We start from the raw sequence: 22,332 nt of genomic DNA on the forward strand, positions 1-22,332 counted from the left end.
ATGTTTCTCTCCGTCTTCGATATGTTCAAAGTGGGCGTCGGCCCATCGTCTTCGCACACCATGGGGCCGATGGTGGCCGCCGCACGGTTCCTCGACCTGATGCGCGCCTCGCCGTTCGAGTTTTCGGGCCTGCGCGGCTCGCTGCACGGTTCGCTGGCCTTTACCGGCGTTGGCCACGCCACCGACCGCGCCACCATCCTCGGCCTCGCTGGCTTTACCCCCGACAGCTACGACCACGACAAGGCCGAGGCCGCGCTGGCCGCCATCGCCGACACCCACACGGTCACGCCCGAGGGCCTGCCGACGTTGAAATTCGACCCCAAGGCCGACCTGCTCTTCGACTACGACAACACCCTGCCCGGTCACGCTAACGGCATGATCCTGATGGCCACCGACGCGCAGGGCGACGTGATCCTGCGGCAGGTCTACTACTCCATCGGCGGCGGCTTCGTGCTGACCGAAGAGGAACTGGCCGAGGGCAAGGACTCCAACGATGGCGCGCCCGTGCCCTACCCGTTCCACACAGCCGCCGAAATGCTGGAAATGGCCAACGCCAGCGGCAAGACCATCGCCGACATGAAACGCGCCAACGAGGTCGCGCGCGGCTGCGCCGACAGTTTCACCAAGGGCACCGCCCGGATCTGGGAGGTAATGAACAACTGTATCGAGCGCGGGCTGGCCACCGATGGCATCCTGCCCGGCGGTCTCAAGGTCCGCCGCCGCGCCAAGGGCATCCACGACGCGCTCATGGCCGAGCGCGGCATGAACCTGAACGCGCCGCACACGATCAACGACTGGATGAGCGTCTATGCCATGGCGGTAAATGAGGAAAACGCTGCCGGAGGCCAGGTCGTCACCGCCCCCACCAACGGCGCGGCGGGCACCATGCCGGCGGTGCTGCGCTACTATCTCGATCACGTCCCCGGCGCCTCGGAAAGCCATATCGAGGATTTCCTGCTGACCGCCGCCGCCATCGGCGGGCTGATCAAGTACAACGCCTCGATCTCGGGCGCCGAAGCGGGCTGTCAGGCCGAGGTCGGCTCCGCCTCGGCCATGGCCGCCGCTGGTCTCTGCGCGGTGATGGGCGGCACGCCGGAACAGGTGGAAAACGCCGCCGAGATCGCGCTGGAGCACCATCTGGGCATGACCTGCGACCCGGTCGCCGGGCTGGTGCAGGTGCCCTGCATCGAACGCAACGGTCTGGCCGCAATCAAGGCGGTGTCGGCCGCCTCGCTGGCCCTGCGCGGTGACGGCCAGCACTTCGTGCCGCTCGATTCGGCCATCGAGACCATGCGCCAGACCGGCCACGACATGCATGAGCGCTACAAGGAGACCTCGCTGGGCGGTCTGGCGGTCAACGTCCCCAACTGCTGAGGTCATCCCTCGGCACCCCCGATGGACCAAGCCGCTTGCAAGCGGCTTTCGGAGCGTTGACGGGCCCAAGCTCCTGTAAACCGTCCTCAATACCCGGGATGCTATTCCGCAACACTATTTCCCATCCGTTTGGCACGGGCGTCAGCCCGGGCCGCGCCCGACCCTCCCCCCGGGAGGGCGCATTTGTGACGTCGTACAAATCTCTGACGAGGTTTTGTGTTTCAAGCGGTCCGCACTCTTCCTGCGTTGCGCAAGCGCCCACCCAGGGTCGGGCGCGGCCCTTGCCACACCCATTCAACCCGCGCGCGAAACAACTTCGCTGCCCCTCCCGCTTCGTGAGGTTTGCAAGCCGCCTGCAGGCAGCTTTTCCGCCTTTTGCAACTGCGCGCCATGCCCTAGCGTGGCGCGCATGACCCATGACCGCCCCGTCCTCGGCATCCTCCTGATGCTCGGCTTCTGCGTGCTCGCCCCGATGGGCGATGCGCTGGCCAAGCTGCTGGGACAAACCGCGCCCATCGGCCTGCTCCTGCTGGGCCGCTTTGCGGTGCAGGCCGCCGTGCTGATCCCGCTGATCGCGCTGACCGGCAGGCCGTGGCGGATGCGCGGGCGTGTCCTGCGGCTGACCATGATCCGCACCGGGCTGCACATCGTGGGCATCGGCGCGATGTTCACCGGGCTGCAATACCTGCCGCTCGCCGACGCCGTCGCCATCGCCTTCGTCATGCCCTTCATCATGCTGCTTCTGGGCAAATACATCCTCGGCGAAGAGGTCGGCCATCGCCGCCTCGGCGCCTGCATCGTCGGCTTCATCGGCACCCTGATGGTGATCCAGCCCAGCTTTGCCGAGGTCGGCCTGCCCGCCCTCTGGCCGCTGCTGGTCGCGGTGATCTTCGCGCTCTTCATGCTGGTCACCCGCCAGATCGCCAAGGAAACCGATCCGGTCGGCTTGCAGGCGGTCTCCGGCGTGATGGCCTCGGCAGTGCTGCTCCCCGCCCTGCTGCTGGGCAACCGCGCCGGTCTGGACCAGCTTACGCTGATCCTCCCCGACGCCCGCACCACCTGGCTGCTACTGGCCATCGGCCTTCTGGGCACCGGCGCGCATCTACTGATGACCTGGGCGCTGCGCTATGCGCCCTCGGCCACGCTGGCGCCCATGCAATATCTGGAGATTCCCATCGCCACGCTGATCGGCTGGATCATCTTCAGCGACCTGCCCAACGGTCTGGCCGCATTGGGCATCTGCATCACCATCGCCGCCGGGCTCTACGTCATCCTGCGCGAACGGGCCAGCGCCCGATCCGGCCCGACAGAAACGCCCGCATGACCTGATCCAACGCCCCGCGCGGCACCATCACCAGCAGCCCCGGCGCGTCGACCTCGAGCCTAACCGCACCCGTCGCCCGGTTCGAGGTCCCGACCTGCCCGTCGGGCTCGAACACCAGCCCCTCGATCGGCCACTCCAACCCCTCGCTGCGCCCGGTCACCCGCGCCAACGGGAACAACGACACCACGCTGCCGGGCTCCAGCTCCAGCCGGATCCGTGGCGGCGCGTGAAAGATCACCTCACGCTCGCCCAGCAGCAGGCAGGGCCGGTCCGCATGCCGGACCAGCGCGTTGAACACCGCCAGCTGATGATCCACCCGCGCGCCCAGAAACCCCAGCCCCAGCACCAGCGGCGCCTCTATGTTCCGCAAAGCCTTGTCAAAATCGGTGCTGTCCTGCTCGCGAATCGGGAACAGCCGTTCGGGGGGAATCAGCTCCCGCGATACCCGCTCAAGTGAGTCGAAATCGCCGATAACGGCGTCCGGAACCCGTCCTTCGGCCAGAATGGCCGCCCCACCGCTATCCGCCGCAACCAGCGTTTTGACGCGATTCAGCGCCAGATTCATGTCGTCTGGGCCGATTTGCCCCCCTCCAACCAGTAAAATTGGGGTTTCCGAGCAAACAATTGCGCCACTTTTAGACGTATTGGCCACTTTTTCTAGGTTTCGACACATTCTGACCACAAAATGATACGTTGATTTACACAGATTCGCGCCGAATTTGACGCCCGGCGTTTGTTAGCTTGGTGTCATAAGTTTGTAGAGGACGAGCGTCGTATGGTACACAACAACAAGGTATTGACCGTCTCCTATGGGACGTTTTCATGCACCCTCGAAGGGTTCGATGACTCCTTTGAGACCATGAAATCCATCGCCGAGTATTTTCGGGACCTGGCAGCGGACGACCGCTATTTCGGATCGGAACCGCCGCAACCTGATGCAGAAATGCTGACCCGGATCGCCCAGCGCGACATCGCCCGTCAGGTCGAGGCCCGCCAGAGCGAGACCGGAATCGTTTTGCGCGCAACCGAGGCCGAGGCCCCGGCCATCGCCGCCCAGCCGCAGCCCGCAGCCGATCCGACGCCGGCCGCGCCGCAGCAACCCGTCCAGGCGGACCCCGCCCCCAGCATCGCACCAGTCCCGGCCGAACCCGTCCAGCCCGCCGCAACCACGCCCGAACCTGCAAACTCCGAACCGCCCGCCCCCGTCCAGGCCGAGGCGCCGCAACCCGCGCCCGAGCCGGTTGCCGAGCGCAAGCCGGTCGTGCTGGAAGCGGTCAAGACGGATGTACCCGAACCGACGCCCGCCCCGGCACCCGAAGCCGCAGAACCGGAAATGGAAGCGGAAGAGGCCCCGATCCTCGAGGCCGAGCCGGTCGACCCCGAAACCGTGCCCGCCGCAAACAGCATCGCCGCGAAACTGCAGCGCATCCGCGCCGTGGTGTCGCGTTCCGAGGACGAGGTTGGCTCCTACTCGGAAGATGAGCATGCCGATCTCATGGCCGGCGGAGCCGAGGAAGATCAGGACGCGATCTCGTCGGCCTTTGACGCAGAAACCGAAACGGCAGCCGACCTGCCCCCGGTTGTCCAGACCCTCGAAACCATCATCGCCGGTGCCGAACCCGCTCAGGAAGACGAGAGCGACGACATCCTGTTCGCCAATCTCGATGACGACGCCGATGAGCCCGAAGAGGATGGCGATTTCCGCAATATCCTCGACGACGACACCGATACCGCGCCCGAGCAGATCGCACCGGCAGCCGAGTCCGTTATCGAGATGCCGACCCCGGCTGCGGCAGAGGATCAGCAGACGCCCGATGGCGCCCTGACCGCCGAGGACGAGGCCGACCTGATGCGCGAGCTTGCCGGGGTCGAGGCCGAACTGACCTCGCGCCGCGAAGATCGCCCGGACATGAGCGGCGGCATCGACGATGACGCCGACGTGTCCCGCCTGATGGACGCGGCCGACGAAAAGCTGGGCGAGCCCGGCGCATCGCATAACCGCGAGGCCTACACCCACCTTCGCGCTGCCGTTGCGGCGACCGAGGCGGATCGGACTGTCGGTGCCGAAGCCAAGACCGGCGCGGATGCCGAGGACTATCGCGAGGACCTGGCCTCGGTCGTGAACCCGCGCCGCCCCACCGCCGAAGGCGCAACACCCCGGCCCGAGGTCGACAAGCCCGGCCCGCTGAAACTGGTTGCCGAGCAGCGCATCGACGAATCCTCGCCCACGAATGCCGGCCCCGTCCGCCCGCGCCGGGTGGCCAGCGTGGTCAAGGCGGATGTCACCGCACCCGACAGCGGATTTGCCAGCTTTGCCGAGGAAAAAGGCGCCCAGTCGCTGGCCGAACTGCTGGAGGCCGCTGCCGCCTACCTGTCCTTCGTCGAAGGGCAGGAGCAATTTTCGCGCCCGCAGCTGATGAACAAGGTCCGCGCGCTGAACCTGGACGAGTTCAACCGCGAAGACAGCCTGCGCTTTTTCGGCCAGCTTCTGCGCGAAGGGAAAATCGAAAAAGCCGGTGGCGGTCGTTTCGCCGCCTCCAGCCAGATCGGCTATCGTCCCAACGGAGAACGCGCCGTGGGCTGAACCCCTCGTCATCTCACGGAAAAACGCCCTGCCGGACATCCCGGCGGGGCGTTTTCTTTTTTTGAGCCTCGTCCTGCCGCAACGACAGCGCCGTTGGCGATCCCGCTATTTTAGTCCCCGGCCAGGAGGCCAACGGGTTTCATTCGCCCCAAAACTGCGCGAACACTTACCTGTTTGCGGGCGCAGCTTCCTTCTCCACGTTCCAACTGACGAAGAGAGGCAGAGGGGCCGGCTCTGCGCAAGCAGAAAACACTTTAAGAAACCACCGTAACCTATTTTCGGATATGACAATGCGACTGATGTGCCTGAACGGATGGGGTGGAAAACTCCACGATGATCTGCTGCCTTACCTGGCAGCGGACCGCCCCGACATCCTGTGCCTGCAAGAGGTGGTGCACAGCCCGCAAACCGGCAAGGACTGGCTCACCTACCGGGACGGCGACCATGTTCTGCCGCAACGGGCCAATTTCTTCCGCGATGTTTGTCAGGCGCTGCCGGACCACGTCGCCACCTTCTGCCCGGCCGCACAAGGCGTGCTGTGGGATGGCGAGAAAACAGTGCCGTCGCAATGGGGGCTCGCCACCTTTGTGCACAAATCCCTGCCCGTCATCGCGCAGGCACAGGATTTCGTCCACAAAAACTACTCACCGCACGGCTACGGCCCCCACCCCAGATCCCGCAGCGCCCACGGCATCCGGGTCTACGATCATCAGCGCGACCGCCCGGTGAGCGTCACCCACATGCACGGTCTGCGCGATCTGAATGGAAAGTTGGACACGCCCGACCGGCTGGCACAGGCGCAGCGGCTTCTGGACCTGTCGAACCGGGTCTCCGACCCCGATGGCGTTGTGGTCATATGCGGGGATTTCAATGTCAAACCGGATAGCGAGACGCTGGGGCTGCTACAAGACGCCGGACTGACCGAGCTTGTCACGCGCCGGGGCTTCGACGGCACCCGCACCTCGCATTACACCAAACCGGGCCGGTTCGCGGATTACATGCTGGTGAACCACGAAAGCGAGGTTACCCGCTTTGATGTGGTCCACCAGCCCGAGGTATCCGATCACTGCCCGCTTGTGCTCGAAATCTGAGCGGTGCCGCGCCGCACAGGGGCGCGACCACAAAACGAAAAACCCGAACCCGAACTGGGGCCGTATGACTGACAGCCCCAGCCCCCGGTCAGCTCCCCAGATCGCAGCCGATGATCTCGGTTGCGATCCCGTGCCCCAGCGCTTCGTCGGACGACAGCAGCCGGTGCCCCAGCTTCAGCTCGCGCACTTCGTCGCGGGTCAGCTTCGAGCGCTGGGCCAGAATGCTGATCGACCGTTCCTCGGTCTTTTCCCAGCGCTGCGGAAAGCTGTTGAGTTCGGTCCGGTCGTTCGAACTGGCCACCACCGTCAGCGTGACGGGATGGATCTGCATCGTGCTGCTGCAGCTGATCCGCCGCTCGGAACCCGCCAGGAACACATAGACCGCCGCCGAATGGCTGTTGCCATAGATGGTCGTGGTCAGCCGGTTCTCGGTATCCGCGATCCGCAGCGCCTCATAGACGCCATGGGCCGTGGTCGGGCTGCCGCCGGGCGAGTTGATGACGATCTCCTGCGCGTATCCGCCCTCCAGGCAGGGAATGACCGTGTCAAAGATCTTGCCGGTCAGTTCCCAGTCGACCTTGCCGTCGAGAACAAAGCGCCCGTGCTTGCCGGTGCATTTAAGCTTGTCCCCTTCCTCTTTCTTGGCCGTTTCCACGGCCGCCATGGCCGTTGCCGAGTCTCCGGCAGGCCAGTTGATGGCGACGATACTCAGCGCCGCCAGTGCCAGTGTAATTGTGATTTTTTTCATGTGTTTACCCACTAAACAGAAAGTGTACCCCGGTATTCATGAATTCATGGCGCACCTGAGCCTTGGTCTTCCGGCTCGAATTCTTATTTGTGCGCCGCCGTCAGAAGACCAGAAAAAGCCGCCGAAATATAGTTTGGAATGTGGCCATAATACGGTTCGCAACAACTTGTGACCGGTCCGTCAGGTGCCGTGAGGGCTGCGGTTTTGCACCAATCTGCCCCTGAAACGACACGCTCCGAAACGCCTTAGACAGTCACCGATATGTGCCGCCGCCGCTTTCGTGCTACGGTTGCACCAGTCCGTTCGAACCAGCCCACGAGGTCTGATGTGGCCACCCGTCACGTGAAATTACGCCATTTTACCATAGCCTTGGTTCCCATCGTCATTTTCTGGCTGAACGCCCTGATCAGCAAGCATCTGATGGCCTCGGACCTCGATGTGCCCCCCGACATCCTGCAGGACGGGCGCCACTGGCTCGAGGCGGTGGGCCGCTACCGGTTCCTCGCCGCCACCTGGTTCTTCGCCGCTCTGGCGGTGCTCGCGGTGGCGGTGCTGGTGCGCACTCTGATGCGCCCGACAGCCCGCCAGACACGTCTTGCGGCTGTCGCCACCATGGTCGTCATCTTCCTGCTCGCCGTCACCCCGGTGATTCAGCAGAACCTGAACCCGGACGGGACGCGGCTCTATCACCGCCTCGGAGCGGCTGTCTTTGAGACCGCCCTTGCTCGGGGCAACTTGCCGGGATGCGTCGGACCGGACGACCTCTGGCTGCTGGGCCGATGCGGCGATATCCCGGTCGTCTCGCTCTTCAACCGCCTGATGGATATCGTCACCGTCCTGGCCGGCCTCGCCGTGGGCGCATTGATCGTCGGAATGATCCTGTGCCTGGAAACGCGCCACAGCGACGATTTTGAGGAAGCCGCCGCACAGCTCGCCCAGAACCTGCGCCAGATGCGGCAGCAGCTTTACCTCTCCAGCCTGATCCTCACCTTCGGCATGCTCTTCGCAACCAGCTGGATGCACTGGCCCCTGCCCATGGTGTCCGAGGCGGAACGGGGACCGTACGGCTCGATCGTACTGGCCTCGGCCCTGTTCACCGGCACCTATTTCAGCCTGCTGCTCCTGAGCTTTTACCTGCCCGTTGCCTTGATATTGGACGAGCGGGTCAGACTGCTCGCCGAAAAGGCGGGGCAAAGCGCGCCGGCCGGCGAGCCGCTCGATATCATCGGCTGGCGGGCCTCACACGGGCTGAAAGACGGGGCCAGCGAATACATCCGCGCGGGGTTCGCCCTGACGGCGCCGATCCTGGCGGCCTTTGCAGGCGGGATTTCCCCCATCGCACTATAAGGGTGCAAAGGTCATGCGCTTCCCCGCAAGGGCGCGGCTTATCCCCCGTCGTCCGGATCCGCCTGCCCCACGCCCCGGAACACATATTTGAAGGGCAGAGCCCACAGGATGCCAAGGCCGATATAGACCAGCAGTTCCAGCCAGATCGGCGGACGCTCAAGCAGGTTCAGCACCGTGACCACCGCCACGATGTAAAGCGGCAGCCCCACCAGCAGGATCACCAGCGACCAGCGGCGGCGGGCCTTGTAGCTGAGCCCGGGTTTCTTTCCCTCGCCCATCAGTCGGCAAACGGGTCGGTCACCAGAATGGTGTCGTCCCGCTCCGGGCTGGTGGACAAGAGCGCCACCGGGCATTCGATCAGCTCCTCGACCCGGCGCACGTATTTGATCGCATTGGCGGGCAGATCGGCCCAGCTGCGCGCGCCTTCGGTCGACTCGCTCCAGCCCGGCATTTCCTCGTAGATCGGTTTGCAGCGCGCCTGTTGGTCGGCGGCGGTGGGCAGGTAATCCAGCCGCTCGCCATCCAGCTCATAGCCCACGCAGATTTTCAGCGTCTCGAACCCGTCCAGCACGTCGAGCTTGGTCAGCGAGATACCGTTCACCCCGCTGGTGGCGCAGGTCTGGCGCACCAGAACCGCGTCGAACCAGCCGCAGCGGCGCTTGCGCCCGGTGGTGGTGCCGAACTCATGCCCGCGCTCACCCAGCCGCTGGCCGTCCGCATCATGCAGCTCGGACGGGAACGGCCCCTCGCCCACGCGGGTGGTGTAGGCCTTGACGATGCCGAGGACGAAATCGATCGAGCCCGGCCCGATTCCCACCCCGGTGGCCGCCTGCCCGGCGATCACGTTCGACGAGGTCACATAAGGGTACGTGCCAAAATCGATATCCAGCAGCGCGCCCTGCGCGCCCTCGAACAGGATGCGCTTGCCCGCCTTGCGTTTCTCGTTCAGCACCTTCCAGACCGGCGCCGCAAAGGGCAGGATCTGCGGTGCGATCTCTTTGAGCTGCGCCAGCAGCACGTCGCGGTCGATGGCCTCGATCCCCAACCCCTTGCGCAGCGGGTCGTGATGCTGCAGCGCCCGGTCCACGCGCGCCTCAAGCGTGGCGGGGTCCGCCAGATCGGCCACGCGGACCGACCGGCGGCCCACCTTGTCCTCATAGGCCGGGCCAATACCGCGCCCGGTGGTCCCGATCTTGGTACCCTTGCTTGCGGCCTCTTCCCGCGCCCGGTCCAGCTCACCGTGGAAGGGCAGGATCAGCGGCGTGTTCTCGGCGATCATCAGCGTCTCGGGAGTGATATCCACACCCTGCGCCCGGATCGTGCCGATCTCGTTGATCAGATGCCACGGGTCCAGCACCACGCCGTTGCCGATAACGCTCAGCTTGCCGCCCCGCACCACGCCCGAGGGCAGCGCGTGCAGCTTATAGACCTCACCGTCGATGACCAGCGTATGACCGGCATTGTGCCCGCCCTGAAAGCGCGCGATCACGTCCGCCCGCTCGCTGAGCCAGTCGACGATCTTGCCTTTCCCCTCGTCGCCCCACTGGGCGCCGACAACAACCACGTTGGCCATATCCGGTCCTTTTAGCTCGGTAATATCAAACCCGGGCCCGTATAGCGGGGCGTGAGGGGCAGGGAAACCGGTAATTCGACGCAGTTCAGGTCATATCGCGCGTGCCGCGCGAGGCCTCTGGCGGGGATATTTTTGGCAAGAGGAAGAGCGTATCCGCCTCAAAGGCGGTGTTACCGCGATGAGGGCAGATGCACGGGCTGTCCATGCGGGGTGCCGAGATAGGCGTCCTCCCAGGCGCGGCGGATGGCGGTGACCTCGTCGGGGTCCGCGGCGCCGTTTTCGGCCAGCAGCGCCTCGAGCGTCTCCAGCCAGGCGTGGAAATAATCGTCGCCCCCGTCCAGTTCACGGCTCAGCCCGTGCCGTTTCAACGTCTCGGAAAACCGCGCCGCCCAGTCGGGCCAGTCGAACCGCCCCGCCTCGTTCAGCGCCACCGTCAGGGCAAAGACCTGCGCGTGCCATGGCTGCTCGAAGGCCGGTTCCGGCGCGGAATGCTCGGGACAGCTGCTCATGCCGGCGCCAGATAGCTTTGCCAAAGGTCCAGCACGACCTCATCTTCGGGGTGTTCGGGATGCGCCCACAGCTCGCGCGCGTGAAACCGCACGGCATAGAGCGGCTCGGGCGCCTCGCCCAGACCATGCGCGTTACTGTCGGGAAACACGTGATTGCCGTGCAGACGCTCGACATATCCCAGCGCACCGGCGGCGTAATGCGGCAGGCGGGTGTGCCCGCCCGTCACCAACGCGTTGTCGGACGGAATATGCGTGCGCACCGCCTGCCCTGCCGAAAACAGCGGTGCCGGACCTTCGTCCCGATCCGCCGGCCCCCCCTTGGTCAAAACCCCCGGCACCGCGTCAGCCTTCAGCGCGCGTTGCGCCAGGGCATGCGGTTCGTCATTCCCGGCCCCGCGCAGATCCTCCTCGGTCAGCACGCCGGTCTCGACCAGCAGATCGGCCAGGCCCGAGAGCCATTTCTCGTAATAGGAAAACCGGGTGTAATCCCTTGGCGACAGCCGCTCTCGCGCATGCCGCGACACGTCGATGTTCCACTGCCCCAAGGCGCCCGCCGCCAGCGTCACCGCCAAGGCCCGCGCATGCCAGTCCTCGGCAAAGACCGGCGCATCCTCACCCTCGGGCACCACCGGGCCGTCGCCGAACCGCCCGCCCATGTCATGCACCCGGGTCATGCCGGCACCTTGGGCAGGCCGGTGCCGATCATGCTGTCGCGGGTGACCAAAGCGGCCAGCTCGTCCTCGCTCATCCCCTCGGTGCCCTCGGGCTGCATCGGCAGCACCAGATAGCGGACCTCGGCGGTCGAATCCCAGACCCGCACGGCGGTGCCCTCGGGCAAGGTCACGCCGAACTCGGCTAGCACCTTGCGCGGCTCGCGCACGGCGCGGGCGCGGTAGGCGTCGGATTTGTACCAGCCGGGCGGGATGCCCAGCAAAGGCCATGGGTAGCAACTGCACAAGGTGCAGACGACCATGTTGTGCCGCGCGGGCGTATTCTCGACCACCACCATGTGCTCGCCCTGCCGCCCGTAATAGCCCAGATCGGCCACCACCGGCGTGGCGTCCTCCAAGAGCGCCGCCCTGAACGCGGGATCACTCCACGCCTTCGCAACGACCCGCGCGCCGTTCTGCGGGCCGATCCGGTTCTGATAGGTGTCGATGATCTCATCGAGCGCTGCCGGATCGATCAGCCCCTTGCGGGTGAGAATCGTCTCCAGCGCCTTGACGCGGAGCGCGGGATCGGGCGGCAGCAATGCATGCGGGTGGTCATGGTGATCATGTGGCATGGCCGCAGGGTGCGCGAGCGAAACGCAATCTGTCCAGTCCCTTTGCAGTGATCGCCCCGATCACGGGGTTTGATGCCAACTCCTCCCTTGCCCCCCCGGCCAAACTTGCATAGATACCACGCGATACACGCCACGCTCCGCAGGACCCCCATGGAAAACGTCGTTCTCATCATTCACCTTCTTCTGGCCCTGGGCCTGATCGCCGTCGTTCTGATGCAGCGGTCCGAAGGCGGCGGGCTTGGCATGGGTGGCGGCGGCGGCGGCGTCATGTCGGGCCGCTCGGCGGCAACCGCACTGGGCAAACTGACCTGGATCCTGGCGATCTGCTTCATCGTGACCTCGCTCACCCTGACCATTATCGCGGCGCAGAAATCCGCAGGCACCTCGGTGATCGACCGTCTGGGCGTTCCGGCGCCTGCCGAAACCGAGCAGAGCGCACCGGCGGTTCCGGCCGCCGACGACCTGCTGCCCCCGGCCCAGGGCGACAACGCTCCGCTGATTCCCCAAGCGGACTAAGCCACAAAACCTAGAAATTCTTAAGAGAACGGCAACAGCATCTTGCGGTTCTCTTGCGCCTTTCGCGCGAATCCTCTATATGTGAAGTCCCGTGATGCAGCGGTTTTTCAAGGCCGCCGGGCAGCCGAATAATGACGTCTCACGGGAGCAGCCGAACAACATGGCGCGTTTTATCTTCATCACTGGTGGTGTGGTTTCATCCTTGGGCAAAGGGCTGGCCTCGGCCGCGCTCGGCGCTCTGCTGCAGGCGCGGGGCTACTCGGTCCGCCTGCGCAAGCTCGACCCCTATTTGAACGTCGATCCGGGCACCATGTCACCGTTTGAACATGGCGAAGTGTTCGTGACCGATGACGGCGCCGAAACCGATCTGGACCTCGGGCACTACGAGCGCTTCACCGGGGTGGCCGCCCGCAAGACCGACTCGGTCAGCTCGGGCCGGATCTATTCCAACGTGCTCGAAAAGGAACGCCGTGGAGACTACCTCGGCAAGACCATTCAGGTGATTCCGCACGTCACCAACGAGATCAAGGATTTCATCGCCATTGGCGAGGATGAGGTCGATTTCATGCTCTGCGAGATTGGCGGCACCGTCGGCGATATCGAGGGCCTGCCCTTTTTCGAGGCCATCCGTCAGTTCTCTCAGGACAAACCGCGCGGCCAGTGCATCTTCATGCACCTGACGCTGCTGCCCTACATCAAGGCATCGGGCGAGTTGAAAACCAAGCCGACCCAGCACTCGGTCAAGGAGTTGCGCTCGATCGGTCTGGCCCCCGACATTCTGGTCTGCCGTTCGGAAGGGCCGATCCCGACCAAGGAACGCGAGAAACTGGCACTCTTCTGCAACGTGCGCGCGGATTCGGTGATCGCGGCACAAGACCTCTCGACCATCTATGACGCCCCGCTGGCCTATCACCGCGAAGGTCTGGATCAGGCGGTTCTGGACGCGTTCCAGATCAGCCCCGCGCCGAAACCCGATCTGGCCAAATGGGAGGACGTCAGCGACCGCATCCACAACGCCGAAGGCGAAGTGAAAGTCGCCATCGTTGGCAAATACACCCAACTCGAAGACGCCTACAAATCCATCGCCGAGGCGCTGACCCATGGCGGCATGGCCAACCGGGTAAAGGTGAAAGTCGAATGGGTCGATGCCGAGATTTTCGACACCGAGGACGCCGCCCCCCATCTCGAAGGCTTCCACGCCATCCTCGTCCCCGGCGGCTTCGGCGAGCGCGGCACCGAGGGCAAGATCAAGGCCGCTCAATACGCGCGCGAGCATAAAGTGCCCTATCTGGGCATCTGCCTCGGCATGCAGATGGCCGTGATCGAGGCCGCCCGCAACGCGGCGGGCATCAAAGAGGCGGGATCCGAGGAATTCGACCACGAGGCCGGCAAGAAACGGTTCGAGCCAGTGGTCTATCACCTCAAGGAATGGGTGCAGGGCAACTACAAGGTCCAGCGCGGCGTCGATGACGACAAGGGCGGCACCATGCGCCTGGGCGCCTATGACGCGGTGCTGGCCGACGGCTCCAAGGTGGCCGAGGTCTATGGCGGCGCCAATATCGAGGAACGCCACCGCCACCGCTACGAGGTTGACATCAAATACCGCGACAAGCTGGAAGAGGCGGGCCTGAACTTCTCGGGCATGAGCCCCGACGGCCGCCTGCCCGAGATCGTGGAATGGTCGGACCACCCGTGGTTCATCGGCGTCCAGTACCACCCGGAACTGAAATCCAAACCCTTCGAGCCGCATCCCCTGTTCCGCGACTTCGTGCGCGCCGCCAAAGAGACCTCGCGACTGGTCTGATTTGGGCGCAAGGCAAAAAGATGATAGAGTCCCGGGATATTCAATTTCGGGACTTTTATTATGCCAAAACCCTCATTTCTTCAGCCGAACTACGAATCCGTCGCCTCCAAGCGCGTCTGGATCACCCTCGACGACGGCCCCCACCCCCGGCGCACGCCCAAGATCCTCCGGGCGCTGGCCGCCCACAAGGTCAAGGCGACCTTCTTCGTCATCGGCCAGAACGCCAAGGCCCATCCTGACATCATCAAGGCCATTCACGATCAGGGCCACGGCATCGCCAACCACACCTACACCCATCCCGACCTCACCCGCCTGTCGCTGACCAGCATCCGGCGCGAGCTGAGCCGGGCCAAGAAGCTGACCGAACCCTACGAGGGCAAATCCCCCCTCTTCCGCCCGCCCTATGGCGCCTCGAACGCCAATGTGGAACTGGCCGCGCGCGAGCTGGGCTACCGCCTGATCCTGTGGAACGTGGACACGCTGGACTGGAACAAGCGCTACAAACCCGACGGCTGGATCCAGCACGGCATCGACCAGATCCGCAACCGCAGCTCGAACGTGGTTCTGGCCCATGACATCCAGAAAACCACCGCCGACCATTTCTCGATGTTCCTGACCCGGATCAAGGCGCTGGGCTCGATCACGTTCGAACCGCCCTCGACACTCTGATCGCATCCCGCACCGGAACTGCTTGCCACCGCGCCCATTCCACGCCACTCTGGGCGCTACTCAACCAGTGAGGGAGCGCTGGCCATGGCCAAGGGATATTGGGTCGCCCATGTCGACGTGGACGACATGGATGCCTATAAGAACTACATCGCCGCCAACGGGGCCGCCTTCGCCGAATACGGCGCCAGGTTTCTGGTCCGCGGCGGCGAGCGCGAGCTGCGCGAGGGCACGGCCCGCGCCCGCACCGTGGTCATCGAATTCCCCTCTTACGAGGATGCTCTGGCCTGCTATGAAAGCGACGTCTATCAGGCGGCCAAGGCGCTGCGCGATCCGGTCTCGACCGGCGACTTAGTGATCATCAGGGGCTATGACGGGTAGTTCCCGCTTGGCGGCCCACTAAATCTGGCATATTCTCATCCCATGCTGAAAAAGTTCTTTCAGGCCCTCCGCCCGCCGCAACACACCACCCTGCCCGACCCGGATGCCGAGCTGGCCCTGGGTGCGCTGATGGTGCGAGTGGCCCAGGCCGACCGCGATTATCAGGTCGAGGAAATCAGCCTGATCGACAAGATCCTCGCCCGCCTCTATCAGCACAACGCCATCGAGGCCGCGAAAGTGCGCGCAACCTGCGAGAAACTGCACGCCGCCGCGCCCGAAACCGACACCTTCGGCAAGCTGATCCGCGAGACGACGGGGCTCGAAGAACGCCTCGCCGCCATGGACGCCCTGTGGGAGGTGGTGTTGGCCGATGGCGAGACCAAGGAGGGCGAGCTGAAAATCCTCGAAGAAGCACGCATCGCCATGGGGCTCAGCTACAATGATAGCAAGGCCTCGCGCGAACGGGTGGAACACAAGATGGAATCCCGCTTGGACGAGCTGTAATCCCGGCCTATAACCCGTCCATGTTTCGTGATTTTCTCTCTCGCCTGACCCAGGCCGATCCCGATCCGCTGGCCGATGAGGACGCGCGGCTAGCGCTGACCGCCCTGCTGGTGCGCATCGCCCGCTCCGACAACGATTACGCCGATACCGAAATGTCTCGGATCGACCGGATCACCGCCGCTCGCTACGGGCTCGGCCCGTTCGAGGCCGCCGCCCTGCGCGCCCGCGCCGAGGATCTCGAGGCCGAGGCCCCCGATACCGTCCGCTTCACCCGCGCCATCAAGGACGCAGTGCCCTATGAGGATCGCCGCGCCGTGGTCGAGGCGCTGTGGTCGGTGGTGCTGGCCGATGGCGAGCGCGCCCAGGAAGAGGACGCGCTGCTGCGCCTCGTCGCCAACCTGCTGGGCGTGAACGACCGCGACTCGGCGCTGGCCCGGCAAAAGGCCGCCCGCTCATGACCGCGATGCTGGGCATGTACGACATGCCCGCACTGCAACCCGCCAATGACCGGTTCTGGGCGCTGATTCGAGCCCATCTGGGCGACGGCCCCGCGCATCTGACCCGCGATCGGGACTTCTGGGAGGTCTGGCAGGACCCTGGGCTGGTTTTCGCGCAGACCTGCGGCATGCCCTATCGCACCCGCCTGCACGGCGCCGTGCAACTGGTCGGCACGCCCGATTACGCCCTGCCCGGCTGCCCGCCCGGCCATTACTGCTCGGTCTTCGTGGCCCGCGCCGAAGACGACCGCCCGCTCGAGGCGCTGGCGCAGGGCACCTTCGCCTATAACGAGGCGCTGTCGCAATCCGGCTGGGCCGCGCCGATCACCCACCTGACCGAGCTGGGCCTGACCCCCGGCGCGCTGCTGCAATCGGGCGGCCATGCGCTCTCGGCACAGGCGGTGGCTGAAAGTCGCGCCGATCTGGCATCGCTCGACGCCCTGACATGGGAGCTGCTGAAAACCCATACCGATCTGGGCCGGACCCTGCGCGAGGTCGCCCGGACCACGCCAACCCCGACCCTGCCTTATATCACCGCCAATTCCCGCGACGCGCAGGCCGTCACCGCCGCCACCCGCGCCGCCATCGCCGATCTGACGCCACAGGACCGTGAGGCCCTGCACCTGCACGGGCTGACAGAGATCCCCGCCGAGGTCTATCTGGCCGTCCCGACGCCTCCGGGACCGGACGCGCTGGGCGCTGCCAAATAGCCGTTTTGACCATTCCCTATGGTCAATTCGCCCCATTCGTGCCCGGAACTTCCTTTTTGCGCATTGCATTGCACCGAAAATTCGGCCCTAGTACCGGACCAATAACACTCACAACACCGGACAGCCCGTGACAGAGACCGCACCCGTCATCGAGATCAAAAACCTGCACAAGAGCTTTGGACAGCTTGAGGTACTCAAAGGGGTCGATATTACCGCGCACAGGGGCGACGTCGTCTCGCTGATCGGATCGTCAGGATCGGGCAAATCCACGCTTCTGCGCTGCTGCAACCTGCTTGAGGACAGCCAGCAGGGCGAGATCTTGTTCAAGGGCGAACCGGTGCACTGGACCGGTAATGGCCACGGCCGCCGCCCCGCGGACGCCAAACAGGTGCTGCGCATCCGCACCAACCTCTCGATGGTGTTCCAGCAGTTCAACCTTTGGGCCCATATGACCATCCTGCAAAACGTGATGGAGGCGCCCGTCACCGTGCTGGGCCGCGACAGGGCAGAGGTCGAGGAAAGCGCCCGCAAATACCTGCAAAAGGTCGGCATCGGCGACAAGTGCGACGTCTATCCGGCGCAACTGTCGGGCGGCCAGCAACAGCGCGCCGCCATCGCGCGCGGCCTCTGCATGGAGCCCGAGGCGCTCCTGTTCGACGAACCCACCTCGGCGCTCGACCCGGAACTGGAACAGGAAGTGATCCGGGTGATCAAGGATCTGGCCGCCGAGGGCCGCACCATGATCATCGTCACCCACGACATGAAGATGGCCGCCGACATCTCCAGCCACGTGGTGTTCCTGCACCAGGGGCTGATCGAGGAAGAGGGCTCGCCCGAGGACATCTTCACTGCGCCTGAATCCGCCCGCCTTCAGGGCTTTCTTTCCGCCACCCAGGCGGCATAAAACTTCACAACACAACCTAAGAAACAGGGGAGTACACATGAAAAAAATCATCCTGACCACTGCCGCACTGGCGCTCAGCGCCGGTATGGCCATGGCTGAAACCGTCCGCATGGGCACCGAGGGCGCCTACCCTCCGTACAACTTCATCAACGATGCCGGTGAGATCGACGGCTTCGAGCGTGAAGTGGGCGACGAGCTGTGCAAGCGCGCCGGCCTGACCTGCGAATGGGTCAAGAACGACTGGGATTCGATCATTCCGAACCTGGTTTCGGGCAACTACGACACCATCATCGCCGGCATGTCGATTACCGCCGAGCGGGATGAGGTCATCGACTTCACCCAGGACTACTACCCGCCCACCGCCTCGGCCTATGTCGCGGCTGCCGAAGGCGTTGACGTGACCGGCGGTGTCGTCGCGGCACAAACCGGCACCATCCAGGCCGGCCACGTGGCCGAGTCCGGTGCCACCCTGGTCGAATTCGCCACCCCGGAAGAAACCATCGCCGCCGTGCGCAACGGTGAGGCTGACGCGGTTCTGGCCGACCGCGACTATCTGGTGCCGCTGGTTGCGGAATCCTCGGGCTCGCTGGTCTTCATCGGCGATCCGGTCCCGCTGGGCGGCGGTGTCGGCATGGGCCTGCGTGAAAGCGACGGCGAACTGCGCGGCAAGTTCGACGCGGCCATCACCTCGATGAAAGAGGACGGCACGCTGAACGACATGCTCAAGAAGTGGTTCGGCGAAGGGACCCAGACCTACGGCACAGACGGCACCGTCGTCACCAACTAAGCAACGGGTGCCGGACCCGCTGCCATTGGCGCCGGGTCCGGTCCGAAAGCGGCCCCGCGGGGCCGCTGCCGCCTCGCGAAAGCCGTCCCATGTTTTCCTACTGCGCCGAACCCGACACGCTGAGCACGTTCCGCTGGTTTTCGTGTTACCTCACGAACGGCGTGCATATGTCGTTCTACCTGTCCTTCGTGAAGGTGCTGCTGCTGCTCGCCATCACCGCCCCGGTGGCGCTGGGCTTCGGGTTCATCGGCGCCATGGCGGCCCGCTCGCATTTCCCGCCGCTCAGCTGGCTGGGCAAAGGCTATATCGCCATCGTCCGCGGCGTCCCGGACATCGCGTTCTTCCTGTTCTTCGTGATCGCGCTGGATCAGGCGCTGGAATGGACCCGCCACAAGGTGCTGTGCCCGGAATGGACCGACCCGATCCGGCAGGGGTCGGACTTCATCGTCTGCGCCCAGGCCAAACTGCCGCTGGGCACCGCGCCGGAATGGATGCATGAAACCTACGGCTTCTTCCTCGCCGTGATCACCTTCTCGATCGTCTTCGGCGCCTTCGCCGCCAACGTCCTCTTCGGCGGCATGCGCGCCGTCCCGCACGCGCAACTGGAAACCGCCGAGGCCTATGGCATGACCCGTCGCCAGACCTTCTGGCGCATCCTCGTGCCGCAGATGTGGGTTTACGCCCTGCCCGGCCTCTCCAACCTCTGGATGGTGCTGATCAAGGCCACCCCGCTGCTGTTCCTGCTGGGGATCGAGGATATCGTCTACTGGGCCCGCGAACTGGGCGGCACCAAGACCTCGCAATTCACCAGCTACCCCCATGGCGACTGGCGCATGTGGTACTTCCTGTTCCTGCTGGTCTTCTACCTCGCCATGACCAAGGTCTCCGAGGTCGGGCTCGAACGGCTGATGCAGCGCCTCTCGCACGGACAGGCCACCACCGGCGGCGAAGCGCAAAGAAAGGCCGCGGCATGAGCTGTCTGCAGACCATCCAGGACTACGGCCTGCGCGCCATCGGCATCGGCGAACGCCTGCTGCCCAAGGGCGAATATACCCTGTGCGAGCACTTCACCCTGATCGGCTCGGGCATGATCTGGAACATCTATTTCGGCCTGCTGGCACTGGCCACCGGCTTTTTTCTCGCGACCGCTGTGGCACTGGGCAAGGCCTCACCCAACCGGATGCTGCGCAAACCGGCTGAGTGGTTCGTCTTCCTGTTCAGGGGCTCGCCCCTCTTCATCCAGTTCTTCTTCGCCTATTTCCTGTTCTTGAATCTCAAGAACGTGCACCCGGTCTTCGACCCCTTCACCGCCGCGTGGCTCGGCGCGCTGATCGTGCTGTTTTTGAACACGGCGGCCTATACGGGCGAGATCTTCTTCGGCGCCCTGCGCTCGGTCCCCAAGGGCGATGTCGAGGCGGCGGACGCCTACGGCATGTCCGGCTGGCCCCGGTTCCGGCGGATCGTCTGGCCCACAATGCTGCGGCTCGCATGGCCCGCCTATACTAACGAGGCAATCTTTCTGTTCCACGCCACCACGCTGGTCTATTTCTCGGGCTTCCCGGCCTGGCGCCAAAAGGGCGACGCGCTCTATTACGCGAACTATTTCGCGGACAAGACCTTCAACCCGTTCATCCCCTACCCGATCCTGGCCTTCTATTTCATCCTGCTGACGCTGGTGATCGTATGGGTATTCGGCCGCGTCAACAAACACCTCAACCGCCACCTCCCCGCCGCCCAACGCACCAAGATGCGCTTCCGCTTGAACCTGGCGCGGTAGGCGGATCGCGGCGGAACACAGGGGGCGAGAGCAATCCAGTCTCCGATACAACAACCGCAACGACGCGAGGCCGCCTGAAGACCGCGTGATCCGACCGAGCCTGCCGCATCCACCTACCGCACAAGGTTCATTTAGTAAGTCGCGTGGCGAGGAGGCTGGTGCTTAAAATCCCGCAGGCGCCGCCAAACCCAGAATAAGTTCGACCCAGCGAGCGGTCGCTCAACCAGACCGTACGGCGGAAATCACTTGGAAAACGAAGGGGCAAGACGCTACTCTGCCCGCTGACAGACCTTACTCGAAAGGTAAGGATAAATCCTATGGCACAGCCCACTCTCGTTCGCGGCTCCACCGGTTCTGCCGTCGAAACGCTCCAGACCAAGCTCAACAAGCTCGGCGCCCGGCCCGAGTTGGAGGTCGACGGCATCTTCGGTCCGCTCACCGATGGCGAGGTCAAGAAGTTCCAGAAACGGCTCAAACCCCCGCTCAAGCCTGACGGCAAGGTCGGCACCGACACCTGGGCCGCCATCGAGTTCGAGCTTAAGGGCGGGAAGAAACCGGATCTCAAAATTCCCGACTGGCTGTCCCCGAAAGAGCTCATCAAATACCGTGATCATGACCGCAAACAGTCAAAGCTGATCCAGAAGTCTATCCAGAGCGCCGGAACCGCCGCCGCCACCTTCGGGAACACCTGCAAGTCAGAAGAAAGCGGCCTTCTGACCACCATGAAGGGGAGCGAGGCGATGTGGAAAAAGGTATTCGCACTTCAAGCCTCGTCCGAAAAACTGGTCGCTGAGTTCGACGCCGGAGCCTTTCGCGACCCTGCGCGTGTGAAGGTCATTCAGTCGAAAATCGACCAAATTCTCGCAAAGATAGAAGCGCTTACCGCCGAGTATCCGGGCATCGAGCGATTTGCGGCGCACAAGGATACGGTGAAGGCGGCACTCAACAAAATTCGCAATTTCAAGCTGCCCTGAGAGGCATCCCGGGCCGTTGGTGCGGGCCTTGCTCTCCAAACTGGCCGGGAAGCTCTCCTTTGTTTCCGAACTGTCCAAAGCCAGCTCCGGAGCACAACCCGCTTGATGCTGCGCTTCGCATCAATGCCGGCGTTCGGAGAACTTCGCATTGCGGTTGACGGACGTAGGTGTCAGTTTCTGCATCGTTTAGTGTCTGGCGAGACACCGGGAAACACTCTTTCCAGCGGAGGACAGGAGATGATTGATCACATCAGTTTTGGTGTCACCGATTTCGCTCGCTCTACGGCCTTCTACGATCAGGCCTTTGCCCCTCTGGGTGTCCGCCGCTTGTTCGATGTACCCGAAGAGCATTCCGACGGGGTGAGGGTGACCGGGTACGGCGACGACCGCCCATGGTTTTGGCTGGCCGAGGAACGGGCGACCACCGGATTGATGCACATCGCCTTGCAGGCAAGGAGCCGGGCGGACGTAGATGCGTTTCACGCGGCGGCAATCCGTGCGGGCGGAACAGACAACGGGCCGCCGGGTCTCCGCCCGCACTATCACCCGGACTACTACGCGGCCTTCGTTCTCGATCCCGATGGACATAACATTGAAGCGGTGTGTCACACGCCAAAGCCCTGATGATCGCAGGCTTTTGCCGAGGCGGTGAAAACCGGCATTCAGGCAAGCGCAGCGAATGTCCGGACAGCCGACCCGTTGCCGATCTCGGGCGCAGGCCAGCACAGGAACCGACTGGGCGAAGCCGCCAGATGACCGCCTCGAGCCCAAAGTCACGAATGCTGCGGTCCGCACGAACGGGGAGTTATGCCGATTCCGGTCGTTCTCGACAGCGCAGAATTTCCTGCTACGCGCATTCAACAACTCTGCGTGCGGGAGGGACCGGACGTTCGCGGCGGCTCACACCAAGAGCAAGTCAGCGTGACCTTCCCCCCGATTTTCGGGCCATTGCGAACTGGAATTTTCCACCTTTGAAT

The 22,332-nt window shown here is 64.2% G+C and carries 25 protein-coding genes; 18 read left to right on the forward strand and 7 right to left on the reverse strand.

All coding sequences use genetic code 11. The features are described 5' to 3' along the window. Positions 1-1,374, forward strand: a complete 1,374-nt coding sequence (locus GOX53_RS21475) for an L-serine ammonia-lyase (RefSeq protein WP_171180030.1) — start codon at positions 1-3, stop codon at positions 1,372-1,374. Positions 1,375-1,783: 409 nt separating this feature from the next. Next, on the forward strand, positions 1,784-2,698 hold the full coding sequence (locus tag GOX53_RS21480; protein WP_171180032.1) for a DMT family transporter: 915 nt from the start codon (positions 1,784-1,786) through the stop codon (positions 2,696-2,698). Here the strand turns inward: GOX53_RS21480 and GOX53_RS21485 are convergent. Beyond that, positions 2,643-3,371 (reverse strand): thiamine diphosphokinase, encoded by a 729-nt coding sequence (locus tag GOX53_RS21485; protein WP_171180034.1) that lies wholly within the window; start codon positions 3,369-3,371, stop codon positions 2,643-2,645. The two genes, GOX53_RS21480 and GOX53_RS21485, sit on opposite strands and share 56 nt — an antisense overlap. A gap of 102 nt (positions 3,372-3,473) precedes the next feature. On the opposite strand from GOX53_RS21485, the gene GOX53_RS21490 reads away from it, so the two are divergent. Both GOX53_RS21490 and GOX53_RS21495 read left to right on the forward strand, forming a co-directional pair. Next, positions 3,474-5,282 (forward strand): hypothetical protein, encoded by a 1,809-nt coding sequence (locus tag GOX53_RS21490; protein WP_171180036.1) that lies wholly within the window; start codon positions 3,474-3,476, stop codon positions 5,280-5,282. Between the two features lie 290 nt (positions 5,283-5,572). Beyond that, positions 5,573-6,373: an endonuclease/exonuclease/phosphatase family protein gene (locus tag GOX53_RS21495; protein WP_171180038.1), complete on the forward strand. Its 801-nt coding sequence runs from the start codon at positions 5,573-5,575 to the stop codon at positions 6,371-6,373. 88 nt (positions 6,374-6,461) lie between these two features. On the opposite strand, the gene GOX53_RS21500 is transcribed toward GOX53_RS21495, so the two are convergent. Further along, positions 6,462-7,121, reverse strand: coding sequence for an ATP-dependent Clp protease proteolytic subunit (locus tag GOX53_RS21500; protein WP_171180040.1), 660 nt, complete (start codon positions 7,119-7,121; stop codon positions 6,462-6,464). A 327-nt stretch (positions 7,122-7,448) separates the two neighbouring features. Here GOX53_RS21500 and GOX53_RS21505 point away from each other — a divergent pair, with 327 nt between their 5' ends. Then, entirely contained in the window at positions 7,449-8,468 is a 1,020-nt protein-coding gene (locus GOX53_RS21505; RefSeq protein ID WP_171180042.1) for a hypothetical protein, read from the forward strand. 38 nt (positions 8,469-8,506) lie between these two features. Here GOX53_RS21505 and GOX53_RS21510 read toward each other — a convergent pair whose 3' ends face one another. The 5 genes from GOX53_RS21510 to nthA form a co-directional block, all read right to left on the reverse strand. Then, positions 8,507-8,746: a DUF2842 domain-containing protein gene (locus GOX53_RS21510; protein WP_171180043.1), complete on the reverse strand. Its 240-nt coding sequence runs from the start codon at positions 8,744-8,746 to the stop codon at positions 8,507-8,509. After that, entirely contained in the window at positions 8,746-10,041 is a 1,296-nt protein-coding gene (locus tag GOX53_RS21515) for an adenylosuccinate synthase (RefSeq protein WP_171180045.1), read from the reverse strand. The genes GOX53_RS21510 and GOX53_RS21515 overlap by 1 nt, the downstream gene beginning before the upstream one ends. A 170-nt stretch (positions 10,042-10,211) precedes the next feature. After that, positions 10,212-10,550, reverse strand: coding sequence for a nitrile hydratase accessory protein (locus GOX53_RS21520; protein WP_171180047.1), 339 nt, complete (start codon positions 10,548-10,550; stop codon positions 10,212-10,214). Then, complete coding sequence (nthB, locus tag GOX53_RS21525) at positions 10,547-11,224, reverse strand: nitrile hydratase subunit beta (protein ID WP_171180049.1); 678 nt, start codon at positions 11,222-11,224, stop codon at positions 10,547-10,549. Before nthB ends, GOX53_RS21520 begins: the two co-directional genes overlap by 4 nt. Continuing rightward, on the reverse strand, positions 11,221-11,835 hold the full coding sequence (nthA, locus tag GOX53_RS21530; RefSeq protein WP_171180051.1) for a nitrile hydratase subunit alpha: 615 nt from the start codon (positions 11,833-11,835) through the stop codon (positions 11,221-11,223). Before nthA ends, nthB begins: the two co-directional genes overlap by 4 nt. A 150-nt stretch (positions 11,836-11,985) precedes the next feature. Here nthA and secG point away from each other — a divergent pair, with 150 nt between their 5' ends. From secG to GOX53_RS21595, 13 genes are all read left to right on the forward strand, one after another. Beyond that, positions 11,986-12,351 (forward strand): preprotein translocase subunit SecG, encoded by a 366-nt coding sequence (gene secG / locus GOX53_RS21535; protein ID WP_171180053.1) that lies wholly within the window; start codon positions 11,986-11,988, stop codon positions 12,349-12,351. A 160-nt stretch (positions 12,352-12,511) separates the two neighbouring features. Continuing rightward, a complete protein-coding gene (locus GOX53_RS21540) occupies positions 12,512-14,155 on the forward strand; it encodes a CTP synthase (RefSeq protein WP_171180071.1) in 1,644 nt (547 codons plus the stop codon). 60 nt (positions 14,156-14,215) lie between these two features. After that, on the forward strand, positions 14,216-14,824 hold the full coding sequence (locus GOX53_RS21545; protein ID WP_171180054.1) for a polysaccharide deacetylase family protein: 609 nt from the start codon (positions 14,216-14,218) through the stop codon (positions 14,822-14,824). An 84-nt stretch (positions 14,825-14,908) separates the two neighbouring features. Next, on the forward strand, positions 14,909-15,202 hold the full coding sequence (locus GOX53_RS21550) for a DUF1330 domain-containing protein (RefSeq protein WP_171180056.1): 294 nt from the start codon (positions 14,909-14,911) through the stop codon (positions 15,200-15,202). 42 nt (positions 15,203-15,244) lie between these two features. Continuing rightward, positions 15,245-15,706: a TerB family tellurite resistance protein gene (locus GOX53_RS21555; RefSeq protein ID WP_171180058.1), complete on the forward strand. Its 462-nt coding sequence runs from the start codon at positions 15,245-15,247 to the stop codon at positions 15,704-15,706. A 20-nt stretch (positions 15,707-15,726) separates the two neighbouring features. Then, a complete protein-coding gene (locus tag GOX53_RS21560; RefSeq protein ID WP_171180060.1) occupies positions 15,727-16,164 on the forward strand; it encodes a TerB family tellurite resistance protein in 438 nt (145 codons plus the stop codon). After that, on the forward strand, positions 16,161-16,913 hold the full coding sequence (locus GOX53_RS21565) for a phosphate/phosphite/phosphonate ABC transporter substrate-binding protein (protein WP_171180062.1): 753 nt from the start codon (positions 16,161-16,163) through the stop codon (positions 16,911-16,913). Before GOX53_RS21560 ends, GOX53_RS21565 begins: the two co-directional genes overlap by 4 nt. Before the next feature lie 127 nt (positions 16,914-17,040). Next, on the forward strand, positions 17,041-17,817 hold the full coding sequence (locus tag GOX53_RS21570; RefSeq protein ID WP_171180063.1) for an ATP-binding cassette domain-containing protein: 777 nt from the start codon (positions 17,041-17,043) through the stop codon (positions 17,815-17,817). 37 nt (positions 17,818-17,854) lie between these two features. Beyond that, complete coding sequence (locus GOX53_RS21575; RefSeq protein ID WP_171180064.1) at positions 17,855-18,604, forward strand: transporter substrate-binding domain-containing protein; 750 nt, start codon at positions 17,855-17,857, stop codon at positions 18,602-18,604. An 89-nt stretch (positions 18,605-18,693) separates the two neighbouring features. Then, complete coding sequence (locus tag GOX53_RS21580; RefSeq protein ID WP_171180065.1) at positions 18,694-19,578, forward strand: ABC transporter permease; 885 nt, start codon at positions 18,694-18,696, stop codon at positions 19,576-19,578. Further along, complete coding sequence (locus GOX53_RS21585; RefSeq protein ID WP_171180066.1) at positions 19,575-20,381, forward strand: ABC transporter permease; 807 nt, start codon at positions 19,575-19,577, stop codon at positions 20,379-20,381. The genes GOX53_RS21580 and GOX53_RS21585 overlap by 4 nt, the downstream gene beginning before the upstream one ends. A 317-nt stretch (positions 20,382-20,698) precedes the next feature. Then, a complete protein-coding gene (locus GOX53_RS21590; protein WP_171180067.1) occupies positions 20,699-21,355 on the forward strand; it encodes a peptidoglycan-binding protein in 657 nt (218 codons plus the stop codon). Between the two features lie 237 nt (positions 21,356-21,592). Continuing rightward, positions 21,593-21,979, forward strand: a complete 387-nt coding sequence (locus tag GOX53_RS21595) for a VOC family protein (RefSeq protein ID WP_171180069.1) — start codon at positions 21,593-21,595, stop codon at positions 21,977-21,979. Positions 21,980-22,332 lie beyond the last annotated feature (353 nt).

The sequence above is a fragment of the Ruegeria sp. HKCCD8929 genome, from assembly GCF_013031405.1.
Classification (GTDB): domain Bacteria; phylum Pseudomonadota; class Alphaproteobacteria; order Rhodobacterales; family Rhodobacteraceae; genus Ruegeria.

What these genes read in the sequence shown, in the direction of transcription:
- GOX53_RS21475 (WP_171180030.1), top strand. Translation starts at nt 1, where the DNA reads ATGTTTCTCTCCGTCTTCGATATGTTCAAAGTGGGCGTCGGCCCATCG.
- GOX53_RS21480 (WP_171180032.1), top strand. Translation starts at nt 1,784, where the DNA reads ATGACCCATGACCGCCCCGTCCTCGGCATCCTCCTGATGCTCGGCTTC.
- GOX53_RS21485 (WP_171180034.1), bottom strand. Translation starts at nt 3,371, where the DNA reads ATGTGTCGAAACCTAGAAAAAGTGGCCAATACGTCTAAAAGTGGCGCA.
- GOX53_RS21490 (WP_171180036.1), top strand. Translation starts at nt 3,474, where the DNA reads ATGGTACACAACAACAAGGTATTGACCGTCTCCTATGGGACGTTTTCA.
- GOX53_RS21495 (WP_171180038.1), top strand. Translation starts at nt 5,573, where the DNA reads ATGCGACTGATGTGCCTGAACGGATGGGGTGGAAAACTCCACGATGAT.
- GOX53_RS21500 (WP_171180040.1), bottom strand. Translation starts at nt 7,121, where the DNA reads ATGAAAAAAATCACAATTACACTGGCACTGGCGGCGCTGAGTATCGTC.
- GOX53_RS21510 (WP_171180043.1), bottom strand. Translation starts at nt 8,746, where the DNA reads ATGGGCGAGGGAAAGAAACCCGGGCTCAGCTACAAGGCCCGCCGCCGC.
- GOX53_RS21515 (WP_171180045.1), bottom strand. Translation starts at nt 10,041, where the DNA reads ATGGCCAACGTGGTTGTTGTCGGCGCCCAGTGGGGCGACGAGGGGAAA.
- GOX53_RS21520 (WP_171180047.1), bottom strand. Translation starts at nt 10,550, where the DNA reads ATGAGCAGCTGTCCCGAGCATTCCGCGCCGGAACCGGCCTTCGAGCAG.
- nthB (WP_171180049.1), bottom strand. Translation starts at nt 11,224, where the DNA reads ATGACCCGGGTGCATGACATGGGCGGGCGGTTCGGCGACGGCCCGGTG.
- nthA (WP_171180051.1), bottom strand. Translation starts at nt 11,835, where the DNA reads ATGCCACATGATCACCATGACCACCCGCATGCATTGCTGCCGCCCGAT.
- secG (WP_171180053.1), top strand. Translation starts at nt 11,986, where the DNA reads ATGGAAAACGTCGTTCTCATCATTCACCTTCTTCTGGCCCTGGGCCTG.
- GOX53_RS21540 (WP_171180071.1), top strand. Translation starts at nt 12,512, where the DNA reads ATGGCGCGTTTTATCTTCATCACTGGTGGTGTGGTTTCATCCTTGGGC.
- GOX53_RS21545 (WP_171180054.1), top strand. Translation starts at nt 14,216, where the DNA reads ATGCCAAAACCCTCATTTCTTCAGCCGAACTACGAATCCGTCGCCTCC.
- GOX53_RS21550 (WP_171180056.1), top strand. Translation starts at nt 14,909, where the DNA reads ATGGCCAAGGGATATTGGGTCGCCCATGTCGACGTGGACGACATGGAT.
- GOX53_RS21555 (WP_171180058.1), top strand. Translation starts at nt 15,245, where the DNA reads ATGCTGAAAAAGTTCTTTCAGGCCCTCCGCCCGCCGCAACACACCACC.
- GOX53_RS21560 (WP_171180060.1), top strand. Translation starts at nt 15,727, where the DNA reads ATGTTTCGTGATTTTCTCTCTCGCCTGACCCAGGCCGATCCCGATCCG.
- GOX53_RS21565 (WP_171180062.1), top strand. Translation starts at nt 16,161, where the DNA reads ATGACCGCGATGCTGGGCATGTACGACATGCCCGCACTGCAACCCGCC.
- GOX53_RS21575 (WP_171180064.1), top strand. Translation starts at nt 17,855, where the DNA reads ATGAAAAAAATCATCCTGACCACTGCCGCACTGGCGCTCAGCGCCGGT.
- GOX53_RS21580 (WP_171180065.1), top strand. Translation starts at nt 18,694, where the DNA reads ATGTTTTCCTACTGCGCCGAACCCGACACGCTGAGCACGTTCCGCTGG.
- GOX53_RS21585 (WP_171180066.1), top strand. Translation starts at nt 19,575, where the DNA reads ATGAGCTGTCTGCAGACCATCCAGGACTACGGCCTGCGCGCCATCGGC.
- GOX53_RS21590 (WP_171180067.1), top strand. Translation starts at nt 20,699, where the DNA reads ATGGCACAGCCCACTCTCGTTCGCGGCTCCACCGGTTCTGCCGTCGAA.
- GOX53_RS21595 (WP_171180069.1), top strand. Translation starts at nt 21,593, where the DNA reads ATGATTGATCACATCAGTTTTGGTGTCACCGATTTCGCTCGCTCTACG.